The following is a 14,434-nucleotide window of genomic DNA, read 5'->3' on the forward strand; positions in this document are numbered from 1 at the left end:
GGGTGGGGCGATGCGGCCCGCGCCCTCGCCCTCGCCAAAAGCGCAAGGTTAAGGGTTAGGCGCGGTCGCGTAAAGTCAGCGAGCACCCTTCTGACTGGATTGCGCCGGTGCACACGCCAAGTTGCTGCGTCCCAGGCTGGCTTCACTCCCGGTTGACAAGCAAGCGCATGAGGTATAAAAGGCTCCGAAACAATCGATTGCAACGTTAAGCGGGAGTCAATTGTGAAGAGTGATACTCGGATTTTGCCGGCGGTCGGCCTGATCGCCTCGGTGCTGCTGGGTGGCTGCGCGGGGCTCAGCAGTTCACCACAGGTGAGCGGCAAGCGCTCAGAGGTGGTGTCCGCCGCGCTCTCCCAGGTGGGTACACCCTATCGTTATGGGGCGAATCGACCCGGCCAGGCGCTCGATTGCAGCGCCTTGACCAGCTACGCCTACCGGCAGGTCGGGGTGCGCATCCCGCGGATGTCGGGCGATCAACTGCGTGCCGCCAAGCCGGTGCGCCTGGAGGCCCTGCGCCCCGGTGATCTGGTGTTTTTTCACACCGGCCCCGGGGTAAGCCATGTCGGGCTAATGGTGGATAAGAACCGCTTCGTCCACGCCTCCACCGCAATGCACCAGGTGGGACTGACGCGACTTTACACACCCTACTGGAGCGCGCGTTATGTGGGCGCGGGAAGCTATCTGGACTGATACGGGCCGCTCGACTGGTCGAACAAACCCGATCCGGCTCGCCTTTTCCGCCCCCTTGTTGCAGAATGCCCGGCGGTCCCAGGCGTTGTCCCTGGGCGAGTCACCCACAGATTATCCGAACACTGACGTCAAGAGGAGTTCGCTACCGATGTCTGACGACAAGCCCGTGAACGAGAACCGTCGCGACGCCGTCAAGCTGATGCTGGGCGCCACGCTCGCCATTCCGGTCATCAATCTGGTCGGTGTCGGCAGTGCGCACGCCCAGGCGTCGGCCCCCCCCCATGCCGTCGCCGCCAATGACCCGACCGCCGTCGCGCTCAAGTACAGCGAGGATGCCACCAAGTCGGAGCGCGCCACCGCCGCCCGTCCCGGCTTGCCGCCAGCCGAGCAGAAATGTTCGAACTGTCAGTTGCTGGTGCCCGGCGCCGGCACCCCCGACTGGCAGGGCTGCACCCTGTTCCCCGGCAAGCTGGTCAGCGTCAACGGCTGGTGCGCTTCCTGGATCGTCAGGCCCGCGTAATCGCCGCTCGCCCTACTCCTTAAATTTCCTGTTGGGACTTAGAAACGGGGCCGACGGCCCCGTTTTGCGTTCCTGGCCTGGCGCAACCCGCGAGGGCATGGTCCAGGCTCCCATCGCCGCCGCACCTTCAATGATTGGGCAGACACCATGACCACCGCAGAGCAGACCTTAGATACCCGGCCCCATGGCGCGCACTAAGTCCAGCCGCCGCTGGCTCGATCGCCAGTTCAGCGACCCCTTCGTCAAGCTGGCGCAACAGGCGGGCTATCGCTCGCGCGCGGCCTACAAGCTCCTGGAGATCCAGGACCGCGACCGGATACTGTCCCCGGGCATGCGGGTCGTCGATCTGGGTGCGGCCCCCGGCAGCTGGTCCCAGATCGCCGCGCACCTGGTGGGTCAACGCGGCCAGGTCTTCGCCTTGGACCTGCTGGCGATGGACCCCCTGGCAGGCGTCGAGGTCCTGACCGGGGACTTCCGTGAACCCGAGGTCCTGGCGGCGCTGCGTGAGCGCCTCGGGGAGGCGCCGGTCGACCTGTTGCTCTCCGATATGTCACCGAACATCTCCGGTACCCCCGAGGTCGATCAGCCACGCATGGCCTATCTGGTGGAGTTGGCCCTGGAACTGGCCCGGGAGACCCTGAGACCGGGCGGGGGGCTGGTGGTCAAGACCTTTCAGGGCGTGGGCTTCGACCAAATGCTGCGCGCGTTGCGGGCCGACTTCGCGGTGGTGGCGAACCGCAAACCCAAGGCCTCGCGGCCCGAGAGCCGGGAACTGTACCTGGTGGCCAAAGGGTTCCGCCCGCACTGAAGGTGGCCCGACGCGTGAGGAGCAGCCCACGCCAGCGGCCCCGGCACATCCATCAATACGGCGCACTGGCCTTTTTTCCGCACCCCAAGGGTGTTACTTTGCCCGCATAGAGCCGGGTGCCGACCCCAGGCAACCCCATCACTGAGAGGCGAGCTGCCGTGAGCGATATGGCGAAGAATCTGATTCTCTGGGTGGTCATCGCCATCGTGCTGATGACTGTCTTCAACAATTTCACCACCACCCGGTCCGCCCCGCGCGGCCTGACCTACTCCGCCTTCATTGAACAGGTCAAGCGCGGCGACGTCAAGGAGGTCACCATCCAGGGGCGTACCATTGAAGGCGTCACCGGCTCGGGTCAGCGGTTTACCACCTATAGCCCGGGCGACGACGGCCTGGTGGGCGACCTGCTGAATAACCGCGTGAACATCAAGGCGGCGCCGCCGGAGCGGCCGTCGGCCCTGATGTCGATTTTGATCAACTGGTTCCCCTTACTGATCCTGGTCGGTCTCTGGGTCGTGTTCATGCGCCAGATGCAGGGCGGGGCCGGCGGCCGGGGGGCCATGTCCTTCGGCAAGAGCCGTGCGCGCATGCTCTCCGAGGATCAGGTCAAGGTCACCTTTCAAGACGTGGCCGGCGCCGAGGAGGCCAAGGAAGAGGTCTCGGAGATGGTGGACTTCCTGCGCGACCCAGCCAAGTTCCAGAAGCTCGGCGGCAAGATCCCCAAGGGCGTGCTGATGGTCGGCCCGCCCGGCACCGGCAAGACCCTGCTGGCCCGGGCCATCGCCGGGGAGGCCAAGGTGCCCTTCTTTACCATCTCCGGCTCAGACTTCGTGGAGATGTTCGTCGGCGTGGGTGCCTCGCGGGTACGCGATATGTTCGAGCAGGCCAAGAAGCACGCCCCCTGCATCATCTTCATCGATGAGATCGACGCGGTCGGCCGCCACCGCGGCGCCGGCCTGGGCGGCGGTCACGACGAGCGCGAGCAGACGCTCAACCAGTTGCTGGTGGAGATGGACGGCTTCGAGGGCAACGAGGGTGTGATCGTCATCGCCGCCACCAACCGCCCGGACGTGCTGGACCCGGCGCTGCTGCGCCCCGGGCGCTTCGACCGGCAGGTGGTCGTACCCCTGCCGGACGTGCGCGGACGCGAGCAGATCCTCAAGGTCCACATGCGCAAGATCCCAGCGGCGGAGGATGTGCGGGCGTCGGTGCTCGCCCGCGGCACTCCCGGTTTTTCCGGTGCGGACCTGGCCAACCTGGTCAATGAGGCAGCCCTGTTCGCCGCCCGGTCCAGCAAAAAGCTGGTGGACATGGAGGACATGGAGAAGGCCAAGGACAAGATCATGATGGGTGCTGAGCGCCGCTCCATGGTCATGTCGGATGAAGAGAAGCGCCTCACCGCCTACCATGAGTCCGGTCACGCGATCGTCGGCCGACTGGTCCCGGAGCACGACCCGGTGCATAAGGTCAGCATCATCCCGCGCGGGCGCGCCCTGGGGGTGACGCTGTTTCTGCCGGAGGATGACCGTTTCAGCTACAGCAAGCAGCGCCTGGAGAGCAGTATCTCCAGCCTGTTCGGCGGGCGCGTGGCGGAGGAACTGGTCTTCGGGGCCGAGAGTGTCACCACTGGTGCCCAGAACGACATCCAGCGTGCCACCGATATCGCCCGCAGCATGGTGACCAAGTGGGGCCTGTCGGATCGCCTCGGCCCCCTGACCTACAGCGAGGAGGAACAGGAGGTCTTCCTGGGGCACTCGGTGGCCCAGCACAAGAGCGTCTCAGACGAGACCAACCACCTGATCGATGAGGAGGTCAGGTGCTTCATTGAACGCAACTACACGCGTGCACGCCAACTGCTCACCGAGAATAGCGAGAAGCTGCACGCGATGGCCGCCGCCCTGATCAAGTACGAGACCATCGACGCGGACCAGATCGACGATATCATGTCCGGTCGCCCCCCTCGCCCGCCCAAGGACTGGAATGACGAGGAACCGACCCGCCCCCGCGCAAACCCGGCCGGGGACGATGCGGATCACGGCATGCCGCGCGACGATGGCCACCTGGGCCGACCAGCCGGCGAGCACTGAGCCGAACGGCAGACGCGGCATGTCAGCCCTGGATTGCGGCGGTCGGCCCCTCGACCTCAATCGGGTGCGGGTGATGGGCATCCTGAACGTAACGCCCGATTCATTCTCGGACGGGGGGCGCTACTGCTGCCTTGAGGCGGCCGTGGAGCATGCCCGGGCGATGGTCGCGGCGGGGGCGGACCTGATTGATGTCGGCGGCGAGTCGACCCGTCCCGGCGCCGCGCCGGTCAGCCTCGCGCAGGAACTGGCGCGGGTGATCCCGGTGGTGACCGCCCTGGCGCAGTCGGTGTCGGTACCGATCTCGGTGGATACCTACAAACCGGAGGTCATGCACGCCGCGGTGGCCGCGGGCGCCGGGCTGATCAACGACGTGTGCGCGCTGCGCGCCCCCGGGGCCTTGGACACCGCCGCCCGGCTCGGGGTCCCGGTGTGCCTGATGCACATGGTCGGGGACCCCCTAACCATGCAACTGGCACCCGACTATACCGACGTGGCCACGCAGGTGCGGGCCTTCCTCAACGAGCGCCTGGAGGCCTGCCGGCGTGCCGGGATCCCGCACACCCGGCTGCTCATCGACCCGGGCTTCGGCTTCGGCAAGACCCTAGAGCACAATCTGCGCCTCCTCGCCAACTTGAGTGTACTGACTGACCTCGAGGTGCCGGTCCTGGTGGGCCTGTCGCGTAAGTCCATGGTCGGAACACTCACCGGCCGCGCCCCCGCAGAACGGCTGGCGGCGAGCCTGGCCGCCGCACTCCTGGCGGTGGCACGCGGGGCGGCTATCCTGCGGGTACATGACGTGGCCGAGACCCGCGATGCACTATGCGTCTGGGAGGCGGTGACCCAGCTGGCACCGGCTGCTTGAGCCCCGGGGCGGCCGGCGACAAATGAACGCAAATGAGCCTGGCAAGAATCACTTGAACCGTCGTGCACCGCGACTACTGCGGCTGGCGCACCGCGCAACCTGGCACAGTCAGCAAGTCTTCAACTTGCTCCTGATAAGGTTCAAACAAAAAATGCGCGCTCCAAGGCTGACGGCATTGCCGCAGTGGCGGAGCGCAGGAACAGATCGGGGCCGGGCTCAGACCGCGGCTTCTACAGATGGGGACAACGATGCGAAAATATTTTGGCACTGACGGCATCCGCGGCCGGGTGGGCGAACCCAATATCAGTCCGGACTTCGTGCTCAAGCTGGGCTGGGCGGCGGGTCGCGTGCTGGGTAACGGCAACGGCAGCACCGTTCTGATCGGCAAGGACACCCGGATCTCAGGCTATATGTTCGAATCCGCCCTGGAAGCAGGGTTGGTGGCCTCCGGGGTCAATATCCGCCTCCTGGGCCCCATGTCCACCCCGGGCGTCGCCTATCTCACCCGCACCTTCCGGGCCTGTGCCGGCATCGTCATCACCGCCTCCCACAATCCCTATCAGGACAACGGAATCAAGTTTTTCTCCGCCGACGGCGACAAACTACCGGACGCGGTCGAATTGGCCATTGAAGCGGAGCTTGAGCGGCCATTGACAACCGTGGACGCAGCGAACCTCGGACGCGCCAGGCGGGTCGAGGACGCCAGCGGACGCTATATCGAGTTCTGTAAGTCCACCATCCCTGCGGCGATGAATTTCCGCGGGCTCAAGCTGGTGGTGGACTGCGCCAATGGGGCAACCTACAACGCCGCCCCTCATGTCTTCGAGGAATTGGGGGCAGAGGTGGTGCCCATGGGCACCGAGCCAGACGGGCTCAACATCAACCGCAACGTGGGGTCCACCAGTCCGGCCGCCCTCTGCCAGGCGGTGATCAATGTGGGCGCTGATCTCGGGATCGCCTTCGACGGCGACGGCGATCGGGTCCTGATGGTCAATGCCCAGGGCCGGTTGGTGGACGGCGATGACCTGCTCTACATCATCGCCCGCGCCCGCCAGGCGGACGGCACCCTGCGCGGTGACGTGGTGGGGACCCTGATGAGCAATCTCGGATTCGAGCACGCACTGCAGCGCCTCGGTATCGGCTTCGCCCGCACCCAGGTGGGTGACCGCTACATCATGGAGCATCTCAAGCGGACCGACGGCATCCTGGGTGGCGAACCCTCGGGCCACATCATCTGCCGCGACCGCACCAGCACCGGCGACGGCATCGTGGCGGCCTTGCAGGTGCTGGCGGCCCTGCGGACCCTGCGGGCGAGCCTGGACGACCTGTGCGCCGCGGTGGAGCACTATCCCCAGGTCCTGATCAATATTCGCCTCGCCGAGCGGCGCGATGTGCTGCGCCTGCCGGCCGTGGTCGAGGCCGTCCGCCTGGCCGAGCAAGAACTGGGCGGGCGGGGGCGGGTCCTGCTGCGCCCCTCCGGCACCGAACCCCTGGTGCGGGTCATGGTGGAAGGGGCCGATGCAACCCAGGTGCAGGCCCTGGCCGAGCGGCTGGCGGTCGTAGTGCGTAACCAACTCGGCGACGGAGCGCTCTGACCATGGCCGTCGTCAAGAAAAGTGCACTGGTTGCCCACTCGACAGAGCGCATGTTTGATCTCGTCTATGACGTGACCGCCTACCCGCGCTTTCTGCCGTGGTGTCATTCCGCGGCGATACTCTCGGAGACCCCGGAGCAGATCTGCGCCCGCATTGAGGTCGCGCGCATGGGCATCCATCAGGCCTTCAGCACCTGCAACCGTTTCGAGCGCAACCGCTCCATGGAGCTGGCCCTCATGGACGGGCCCTTTCGCAAGCTCCACGGCGGCTGGCGCTTCACGGCCTTGCGGGAGGATGCCTGTAAGGTCGAACTGGAACTGGACTTCGAGTTTTCCGGGCGCTTGATCGACAAGGCCTTCGGGGCCGTCTTCAACCAGATCGCCAACACCCTGGTGGACGCCTTCTGCAAGCGTGCCGACGAGGTCTACCGCTCCTGAGCGGTGTCATGGACGGCGAGTCGGGATCGAGCGCGTGGTCCCGATCTCGGCTGAGCACACGCCCAGGGCTCCAGCGCTCGCCGCCAATGACTATTTTCCCTTCGTGATGCCGACCGCCTTCAGTCCCCGGGTGATCACCCCCCCGCGCTCTTGATAATCGGGCACCGTCACCACCGTCTCCTTGGCCTGATTGGGCGCCGTCGGCGGGGCACTCTGGCGGGCATCACCCTCGACCCGAAGCAGTGCATCGTCCTGGAAAAACACGGTAAGCCAGTATCGCTCCTTAGGCTTACGGGGCCGCTGCATGGTGTAGACATAGTCCCAGCGGTCGCTGTTGAAAAAATCGGTCAAGAGCGGGGTACCGAGCAGAAAGCGCACCTGGCGCTTGTTCATGCCCGGCTGCAGTTGGGCCACCTGCTCCGCGGTGATCACGTTGCCCTGCTGCACGTTCATCTTGTAGACGAAGGGCAAGCGCTCCAACATGGTTCTCTGATAATCATCCACCCGTTGCTTCCCCGCGCAACCGGTCAGGAGGACCAGGGTGGCAAGGCCGAGCAGGCAGGTGGTCGGACAACTGGGAAGCTTTCGCATCTTGTTATGATAGGGGCAAAGCGGATAAACCCCGCCATCATACAGCAGCCCCGGCCCGGGAACATGGAACCCGGTGGAGGAAGCTGGCACACCCCCCCGGGAGGACAAGCATGGACAACCAACAAATCAAAGGGGCCGGGCTTAAGATCACCCGTCCGCGCGAGAAGGTGTTGAGCGTTCTGGAGCGCAGCCGGCGCCGCCATCTTAGCGCCGAAGACGTCTACAAAGAACTGCTGATCACCGGCGAGGATGTCGGCCTGGCCACGGTCTACCGGGTGCTGACCCAGTTCGAGGAGGCCGGTCTGGTGTGTCGGCGCCACTTCGAGACCGGCCAGTCGGTCTTCGAGCTCAACCGCGGCGAGCACCACGACCACCTGGTGTGCGTGCGCTGCAACCGGGTGATGGAGTTCGCCGACGCGCTGATCGAAGAGCGCCAGCGCGCCATCGCCGTCCAGCATGGCTTCGTCATGGAGGATCACGCGCTGGTGATCTATGGTGTCTGCGCGGCCTGCGCCAAGGAGTAGCTCCGGCTTGCATGCTGCTTTCACGGTAACGGCCATGGCAGCAGGACCAGCCACCCCGGACGATAAAAAGCTCCCCGTGGGAGCGGCTTTAGCCGCGACGAAGCCACGGCAGTTTGCGAGGTCGCGTCGCGGCTGAAGCCGCTCCCACCGGTCTCCCGGCAGACTCAGCGTAACCCCTGGGAGTGCCGCCTGACCTAGGGCAACTCCCCCTCCTCCGGCTCGGCATCCAGCCGCTCGATGCTCAGCAGATAGACCCGTCGGCTGTCCGCCCGCATCACGGTAAAGCGCAAGGGGTAGATGTCGACCGACTCGCCCCGCTTGGGCAGGTGGCCCAGGGCCTTGACCACCAGCCCGCCGATGGTGTCGAACTCGGCGTCAGAAAGGTCGGTAGCGAAATAGGCGTTGAAGTCCTCGATCGGGGTGCGGGCCTTGGCGCTGTATTCGTTCTTGCCGCGACGGTAGATCTCGGCACCCTCGTCATAGTCGTGCTCGTCCTCGATCTCGCCGACGATCTGCTCCAACACGTCCTCAATGGTGACCAGGCCCGCGGCACTGCCGTATTCGTCCACCACCACGGCCATGTGATTGCGGCTGGCGCGGAATTCCTTCAGGAGCACATTGAGCCGCTTGCTCTCGGGGACGAAGACGGTGGGGCGCAGCAGGTCGCGGATGTTGAATGGGCGGCGCCCATTCTCCACGCAGAAGGTCAGGAGATCCTTGGCGAGCATGACGCCCACCACCTCACCTTTGTCGTCGCCGATGACCGGGAAGCGGGAGTGGGCCGACTTCACCGCCACCTCCAGTACCCGCTCCAGGGGGTCCTCGCGCCGCACATAGACCATCTCGGCCCGCGGGATCATGATGTCGCGTACCCGCAGCTCCGAGACCTGGAGCACGCCCTCGATCATGCTGAGCGCGTCCGTGTCCAACAGGGCGCGACTCTTGGCATCCTTGAGCAGCTCAATGAGCTGCTCGCGATTTTGTGGTTCACTCCCGAACAGCTGGGTCAACCGGTCGAACCAGTTACGCGGAGGTGAATCGTCGATAGATCGATCGCGGGTCATGGGATATCAGGGGGTCTCCGCGTAGGGTGGCGGGAATCCTAACCGGCCCAGGATGACAGTTTCCAGCCCCTCCATGCGCTCTGCATCAAGGTCGATGAGGTGATCCTCACCGAGCAGATGCAACACGCCGTGGACCACCAGGTGGGCCCAGTGGGCGGCTTGCGGCTTGCCCTGCTCCTGGGCCTCGCGGCGCACCACCGCGGCACAGATCACCAGATCGCCGAGCAGGTCGTCGACCTCCTCCATCCCGGGCAGCCCCGGCGGCGCCTCGAAGGGAAAGGAGAGCACATTGGTCGGGTGGTCCTGACCCCGGTACTGCAGGTTGAGTGCCTGCCCCTCAGTCTCGTCCACGATGCGGATGGTCAGCATCGCTCGCGCCTTGCGACCTTCCAGGGCGGCGGCGGCCCAGCGCGCACAGTCCGACTCCGTTGGCACGTCGGGCGCCTCGGTGGCCACCTGCAGATCGAGATCAAGGTTCATTTGCGGGCACATCCTCATCTCTTGGCTCACCACCCGCGGGGGCAGGGACGTCGGCGCCCGGCCGTCGCGGGCCGGGGCTGCTGTGGGGCCGCCCCAGCGGCTCGGGCCGGTCGAACGCCTCGTAGGCATGAACGATACGCTGCACGAGCGCATGGCGCACCACGTCACGGGCATTGAAAAAGGTGAAGCTGATGCCGTCCACGTCCCTCAAGACCTCCACCGCCTGGCGCAGCCCCGAGGGCTGACCACGCGGCAGGTCGACCTGGGTCACATCACCGGTGATGACGGCGGTGGAGCCGAAACCGATGCGGGTCAGGAACATTTTCATCTGCTCGGGCGTGGTGTTCTGCGCCTCGTCCAGGATGATAAAGGCGTCGTTGAGGGTGCGCCCGCGCATATAGGCGAGCGGGGCCACCTCGATCACGTTGCGCTCCAGAAGCTTGTTGACCTTCTCGAAGCCGAGCATCTCAAAGAGCGCGTCATAGAGCGGACGCAGATAGGGATCGATCTTCTGGGCCAGGTCCCCGGGCAGGAAACCGAGCCGCTCGCCCGCCTCCACCGCGGGACGCACCAGCAACAGGCGTCGTACCCGATCCGACTCCAGCGCCTCCACCGCGCAGGCCACCGCCAGATAGGTCTTGCCGGTACCCGCCGGGCCGACCCCGAAGGCGATGTCGTGATGGGCGATGGCGTGCAGATATTCCTGCTGATTGGGCCCGCGCGCCTTGATCAGACCGCGCTTGGTCTTGATGACCAGCTCCGGCAGATGGCTCTCCACGGCCCCCATCAGGTCGTCCGCGCCGAGCGCGCGCAGTGACAAATGGATCGCCTCCGGACTCAACACCTCGTCGCGCGTGTCGGCATAGAGGTCGCGCAGGAGTTGGTCCCCCAGGCGCACCGCCGCCCCCTCGCCGATGAGCCGGAAGGACATGCCGCGGTTGCTGATCTCGATGCCGAGCCGCCGCTCGATCAGCCGCAGGTGTTGCTCGAAGGGTCCGCAGAGATTGGCCAGCCGCGGGTTATCCGCGGGGGCCAGTTCCAAATCGAGTGATTGAGGTTGGGCAGACAAGAATTTCAGATTTCTAATTGCAGATGGATGATTGAAGTGTCACCGGACACGGGCCGCTGGGGCCAGGACACCGCGCAACGAGTTGGGCAGCGCCTGGGTAATGGTCAGGTCGACGAAGCGGCCGATCAAGTCGGGGGCGCCCACAAAGTTGACTACCCGATTGTTCTCGGTCCGCCCGCAGAGTTGGGCCTGGTCCTTGCGGGACGGCCCCTCCACCAGGACGGACTGTACCGTACCCACCATCGCCGCGCTGTAGCCGCGGGTGTTGGACTCGATGCGCTGTTGCAGGCGGGCCAGGCGCTCCTTCTTGACCTGCGGCGGGCAATCGTCCGGGTAGTCCGCCGCCGGGGTGCCGGGGCGGCGGCTGTAGATAAAACTGTAGCTCAGATCAAAGGCGCAGTCGTCGATCAGTGCCAGGGTCGCGGCAAAGTCAGCCTCGGTCTCGCCGGGGAAGCCGACGATGAAATCGGACGAGATCAGAATATCGGGGCGCGCCTCTCGGATCGCCCGAATCTTGGAGCGGAACTCCAGGGCCGTGTAGCCGCGCCGCATCGCCGCCAGGATGCGGTCGGAGCCCGACTGCACCGGCAGGTGCAGCAGGCTCGCCAGTTCCGGCACCTCCCGGTAGGCATCGATCAGTGACTTGGAGAAGGCCAGGGGGTGGCTGGTGGTGAAGCGGATACGCTCGATCCCGTCGATGGCAGCCACCTGGCGGATCAGTGCCGCCAGGTTCGCCACGCCCCCATCGTCCAAGCGCCCCCGGTAGGCATTGACGTTCTGGCCCAGCAGGTTGACCTCCCGCACCCCCTGCGCGGCCAGCGCCGCAACCTCCGCCAGCACATCGGCGCAGGGCCGGCTGACCTCTGCACCCCGGGTGTAGGGCACCACGCAATAGGTGCAGAACCGGGAGCAACCCTCCATCACCGAGACAAAGGCCGTCGGGCCGTCCGCCCGTGGCGCGGGCAGGCAGTCGAACTTCTCGTCCACCGGGAAGGACACGTCCACCAGCGGCTGCCGACCCGCCGCCAACTCGTCGAGCATCTGCGGCAGGCGGTGCAGGGTCTGGGGACCGAACACCAGATCGACATAGGGGGCGCGGGTACGGATCGCCTCCCCCTCCTGGCTCGCCACGCACCCGCCCACGCCGATCACGAGATCGGGGCGCGCCACCTTCCAGGGCCGCCAGCGCCCAAGCTGGGAGAACACCTTCTCCTGCGCCTTCTCGCGGATGGAGCAGGTGTTGAGCAGCAGCACGTCGGCGTCTTCCGCGTGCTCGGTCAGCACCAGGCCATGGGATTCGCGCAGCACGTCCGCCAGGCGCGCGGAGTCGTACTCGTTCATCTGGCAGCCGTAGGTTTGGACAAATAGCTTTCGGGTCATCGTGTGCTGAGGGTAACGGAAGGGGGGCGGTTGGTCCAGATTCGCGGGTGCCGCGCGGCGTCAGGCACGCACCACAGCAATGCGCCGACCCTGGGGGCTCTGCGCCTCCCCGCTCGCGGTGCGCTCGGCGATCGGCGGCTGACCGGCGCGCCGGTCGAAGATGATGAGCCAGCCCCAGTCGAGCCCCAGACCAGCCTGATAGCCGTCCAACTGAGCCAGCCCCTCAGCCAGCGGGTCCGGGGCGCCGTCACGCCAGACCTTGAGTTCCATCGCGAGCGTCAGCGGCCCGTAAGACAAGCACAGGTCCATGCGCCCGGAGCCGATGGCATATTCCCGCTCCAGGGTCCCGCCGCCGTTGATGACGCGGTGCAGGAAGGCCATCAGGACCAGGTGCGGAGCGATCTCATGATAAGGGGCGCTGCCCAGGAGCGGTTGCCCGTGCCGACGCCAGAAGGCCAGAAGGCCAGAAAGGCGTCGAGCAGGTGTGCGGGGTTGAGCGTGCCGTCGGCATTGAGCCAGGTCGAGTTGATGTGCGGCAGTGAATCCTGCGGACCGCCGGCCAGTGCGCGCGGCAGGACCTCGCGGTAAATGGGGTTGGCGACCACCAACCCGCCGGCCCCGTCGCGGCGCAAGAGCCCCAGGTCCACCAAGTACTGGCGGTCGTCCTCCGGCACCACCCCCATCTCGGTCCCGGCCAGCATCGGCTCGATCACGCGACGCACCCGCTCCTCGCGCAGCTTGTAGGACAGTTGATCCAGATGGGTGACCCGATTGAGGATCAGATACTCCTTGGCTTGGTCGATCAGTTCCACCGTCACCGGCCGCGTGCGGTCGCGACCCGCCGGCATCTCAAAGCAGGCGTGATAGGCCAGTGCATTGACCAGCCAAGGCTGGCCCCGGGTCAGATACCAGACCCGCACCAGTGCCTCGGGGGTGAAGACCTGGCCGGTCTCAGCAGTATGCTCCCCAAGCAGTGTGGCCACCTCGTCCGCCGTGAAATCCCCCAGGCGCAGCGATTTCGCCTTGATGTTGAACGCGCTGCCGCCGGTGATGATCGCCGCCTGAGTACTGGAATGAATCCGGTAGTCACGCAGATCCCGCACCCCGCACAGGATCACCGTCTGCGGGAAGGCCGTCGGCCGCTGGGTATAGCCGGCGCGCAATTGGCGCAACAGTGAGATCAGGGTGTCGCCGATCAGTGCGTCCACCTCGTCGAGCATCAGCACCAGCGGTGCCGGACTGTTCAGACTCCAGTGCTCGAGCAGACCGGTCAGCGCGCCGTCGGGGCCGCGCGTCTGCCAAGCGTCCTGCGTCCAGGGGTGCAGGCGGGTATCGCCGATATAGAGCCGTGCCGCCGCCTCAATGGTGCCGCAGATGGTCCGCATGCCGCGCGCGACATCCTCGCGCGCGGTCTGCGCACCTTCCAGATTGGCATAGACGGCCCGGTAGCGGTCCCCCTGGTTCAGGTACTCCATCAGCGCCAACAGACAGCTTGTTTTACCCGTTTGGCGCGGCGCGTGGAGCAGGAAGTATTTCTTCCGGTCGATCAGCCCCAGGACCTCGTCCAAGTCCCAGCGTTGCAGGGGCGGCAGACAGTAGTTGTCGGCGGCACGGACCGGACCTTCCGTCGTGAAAAAGCGCATCTGGTACCTCGACAGCCACGACGCGGACAATCCCTTGTCCTGCGCCCTACCCCTTCATGGAGTCAAAAAACTCCCCGTTGGTCTTGGTGGTCTTGAGCTTGTCGTGCAGGAACTCCATGGCGGCCAGCTCGTCCATCGGGTGCAGGATCTTGCGCAGGATCCACATCTTCTGGAGCTCGGCGGCGGGCATCAGCAGCTCTTCGCGGCGGGTGCCGGAGCGATTGATGTTGATGGAGGGGAAGATGCGCCGCTCGGCGATCCGCCGGTCCATGTGAATCTCCATGTTGCCGGTGCCCTTGAACTCCTCGTAGATGACGTCGTCCATGCGCGAACCGGTATCGACCAGCGCAGTGGCCAGGATGGTGAGCGAGCCGCCCTCCTCGATGTTGCGGGCGGCGCCGAAGAAGCGCTTGGGACGCTGCAGGGCGTTGGCGTCCACACCGCCGGTGAGCACCTTGCCGGAGGAGGGGATCACGGTGTTGTAGGCGCGCGCGAGCCGGGTGATGGAGTCGAGCAGGATCACCACGTCGCGCTTGTGTTCGATCATCCGCTTGGCCTTCTCGATTACCATCTCGGCCACCTGCACATGCCGCTCGGGCGGTTCGTCGAAGGTCGAACTGACCACTTCCGCGTTGACCGAACGTTCCATGTCGGTGACCTCTTCGGGGCGCTCATCGATCAGGA

At 65.7% G+C, this 14,434-nt stretch carries 16 protein-coding genes; 8 read left to right on the forward strand and 8 right to left on the reverse strand.

Annotated elements, in window-relative coordinates:
* Positions 1 to 222 precede the first annotated feature (222 nt).
* The 7 genes from QZY44_RS20845 to QZY44_RS20875 all read left to right on the forward strand — a co-directional run bounded on the left by QZY44_RS20845 (position 223) and on the right by QZY44_RS20875 (position 6,999).
* The gene (locus QZY44_RS20845; RefSeq protein WP_295451271.1) at positions 223 to 690 is read left to right on the forward strand and encodes a C40 family peptidase; all 468 of its coding nucleotides are present in this window, start codon (positions 223 to 225) and stop codon (positions 688 to 690) included.
* A gap of 148 nt (positions 691 to 838) precedes the next feature.
* Complete coding sequence (locus QZY44_RS20850) at positions 839 to 1,210, forward strand: high-potential iron-sulfur protein (protein WP_295451274.1); 372 nt, start codon at positions 839 to 841, stop codon at positions 1,208 to 1,210.
* Positions 1,211 to 1,394: 184 nt separating this feature from the next.
* The gene (rlmE, locus tag QZY44_RS20855) at positions 1,395 to 2,018 is read left to right on the forward strand and encodes a 23S rRNA (uridine(2552)-2'-O)-methyltransferase RlmE (protein WP_295451277.1); all 624 of its coding nucleotides are present in this window, start codon (positions 1,395 to 1,397) and stop codon (positions 2,016 to 2,018) included.
* 167 nt (positions 2,019 to 2,185) lie between these two features.
* Entirely contained in the window at positions 2,186 to 4,105 is a 1,920-nt protein-coding gene (gene ftsH, locus QZY44_RS20860; protein WP_295451327.1) for an ATP-dependent zinc metalloprotease FtsH, read from the forward strand.
* Between the two features lie 19 nt (positions 4,106 to 4,124).
* Positions 4,125 to 4,967 (forward strand): dihydropteroate synthase, encoded by an 843-nt coding sequence (gene folP / locus QZY44_RS20865; RefSeq protein WP_295451280.1) that lies wholly within the window; start codon positions 4,125 to 4,127, stop codon positions 4,965 to 4,967.
* Positions 4,968 to 5,215: 248 nt separating this feature from the next.
* The gene (glmM, locus tag QZY44_RS20870; RefSeq protein ID WP_295451290.1) at positions 5,216 to 6,562 is read left to right on the forward strand and encodes a phosphoglucosamine mutase; all 1,347 of its coding nucleotides are present in this window, start codon (positions 5,216 to 5,218) and stop codon (positions 6,560 to 6,562) included.
* Between the two features lie 2 nt (positions 6,563 to 6,564).
* Positions 6,565 to 6,999, forward strand: coding sequence for a type II toxin-antitoxin system RatA family toxin (locus QZY44_RS20875; RefSeq protein ID WP_295451293.1), 435 nt, complete (start codon positions 6,565 to 6,567; stop codon positions 6,997 to 6,999).
* A gap of 90 nt (positions 7,000 to 7,089) precedes the next feature.
* Here QZY44_RS20875 and QZY44_RS20880 read toward each other — a convergent pair whose 3' ends face one another.
* On the reverse strand, positions 7,090 to 7,590 hold the full coding sequence (locus QZY44_RS20880; RefSeq protein WP_295451300.1) for an outer membrane protein assembly factor BamE: 501 nt from the start codon (positions 7,588 to 7,590) through the stop codon (positions 7,090 to 7,092).
* A gap of 110 nt (positions 7,591 to 7,700) precedes the next feature.
* On the opposite strand from QZY44_RS20880, the gene fur reads away from it, so the two are divergent.
* Complete coding sequence (gene fur, locus QZY44_RS20885; protein WP_295451303.1) at positions 7,701 to 8,114, forward strand: ferric iron uptake transcriptional regulator; 414 nt, start codon at positions 7,701 to 7,703, stop codon at positions 8,112 to 8,114.
* Between the two features lie 194 nt (positions 8,115 to 8,308).
* Here the strand turns inward: fur and QZY44_RS20890 are convergent, their stop codons facing one another.
* The 7 genes from QZY44_RS20890 to rho all read right to left on the reverse strand — a co-directional run.
* The gene (locus QZY44_RS20890) at positions 8,309 to 9,178 is read right to left on the reverse strand and encodes a transporter associated domain-containing protein (protein ID WP_295451306.1); all 870 of its coding nucleotides are present in this window, start codon (positions 9,176 to 9,178) and stop codon (positions 8,309 to 8,311) included.
* Between the two features lie 6 nt (positions 9,179 to 9,184).
* Entirely contained in the window at positions 9,185 to 9,658 is a 474-nt protein-coding gene (gene ybeY, locus QZY44_RS20895) for an rRNA maturation RNase YbeY (RefSeq protein ID WP_295451309.1), read from the reverse strand.
* A complete protein-coding gene (locus tag QZY44_RS20900; RefSeq protein WP_295451311.1) occupies positions 9,648 to 10,727 on the reverse strand; it encodes a PhoH family protein in 1,080 nt (359 codons plus the stop codon). The genes ybeY and QZY44_RS20900 overlap by 11 nt, the downstream gene beginning before the upstream one ends.
* Positions 10,728 to 10,766: 39 nt before the next feature.
* On the reverse strand, positions 10,767 to 12,107 hold the full coding sequence (gene miaB, locus QZY44_RS20905) for a tRNA (N6-isopentenyl adenosine(37)-C2)-methylthiotransferase MiaB (protein ID WP_295451315.1): 1,341 nt from the start codon (positions 12,105 to 12,107) through the stop codon (positions 10,767 to 10,769).
* Between the two features lie 60 nt (positions 12,108 to 12,167).
* The gene (locus tag QZY44_RS20910; RefSeq protein ID WP_295451318.1) at positions 12,168 to 12,488 is read right to left on the reverse strand and encodes a hypothetical protein; all 321 of its coding nucleotides are present in this window, start codon (positions 12,486 to 12,488) and stop codon (positions 12,168 to 12,170) included.
* On the reverse strand, positions 12,488 to 13,750 hold the full coding sequence (locus QZY44_RS20915) for an AAA-like domain-containing protein (RefSeq protein ID WP_295451321.1): 1,263 nt from the start codon (positions 13,748 to 13,750) through the stop codon (positions 12,488 to 12,490). The genes QZY44_RS20910 and QZY44_RS20915 overlap by 1 nt, the downstream gene beginning before the upstream one ends.
* Positions 13,751 to 13,796: 46 nt before the next feature.
* Positions 13,797 to 14,434, reverse strand: a 638-nt coding sequence (gene rho, locus QZY44_RS20920; RefSeq protein WP_295451324.1) for a transcription termination factor Rho, incomplete at its 5' end; no start/stop codon positions are given.

Origin of the sequence: uncultured Thiodictyon sp., from assembly GCA_903837595.1 — a bacterium.
Lineage (GTDB): Bacteria > Pseudomonadota > Gammaproteobacteria > Chromatiales > Chromatiaceae > Thiodictyon.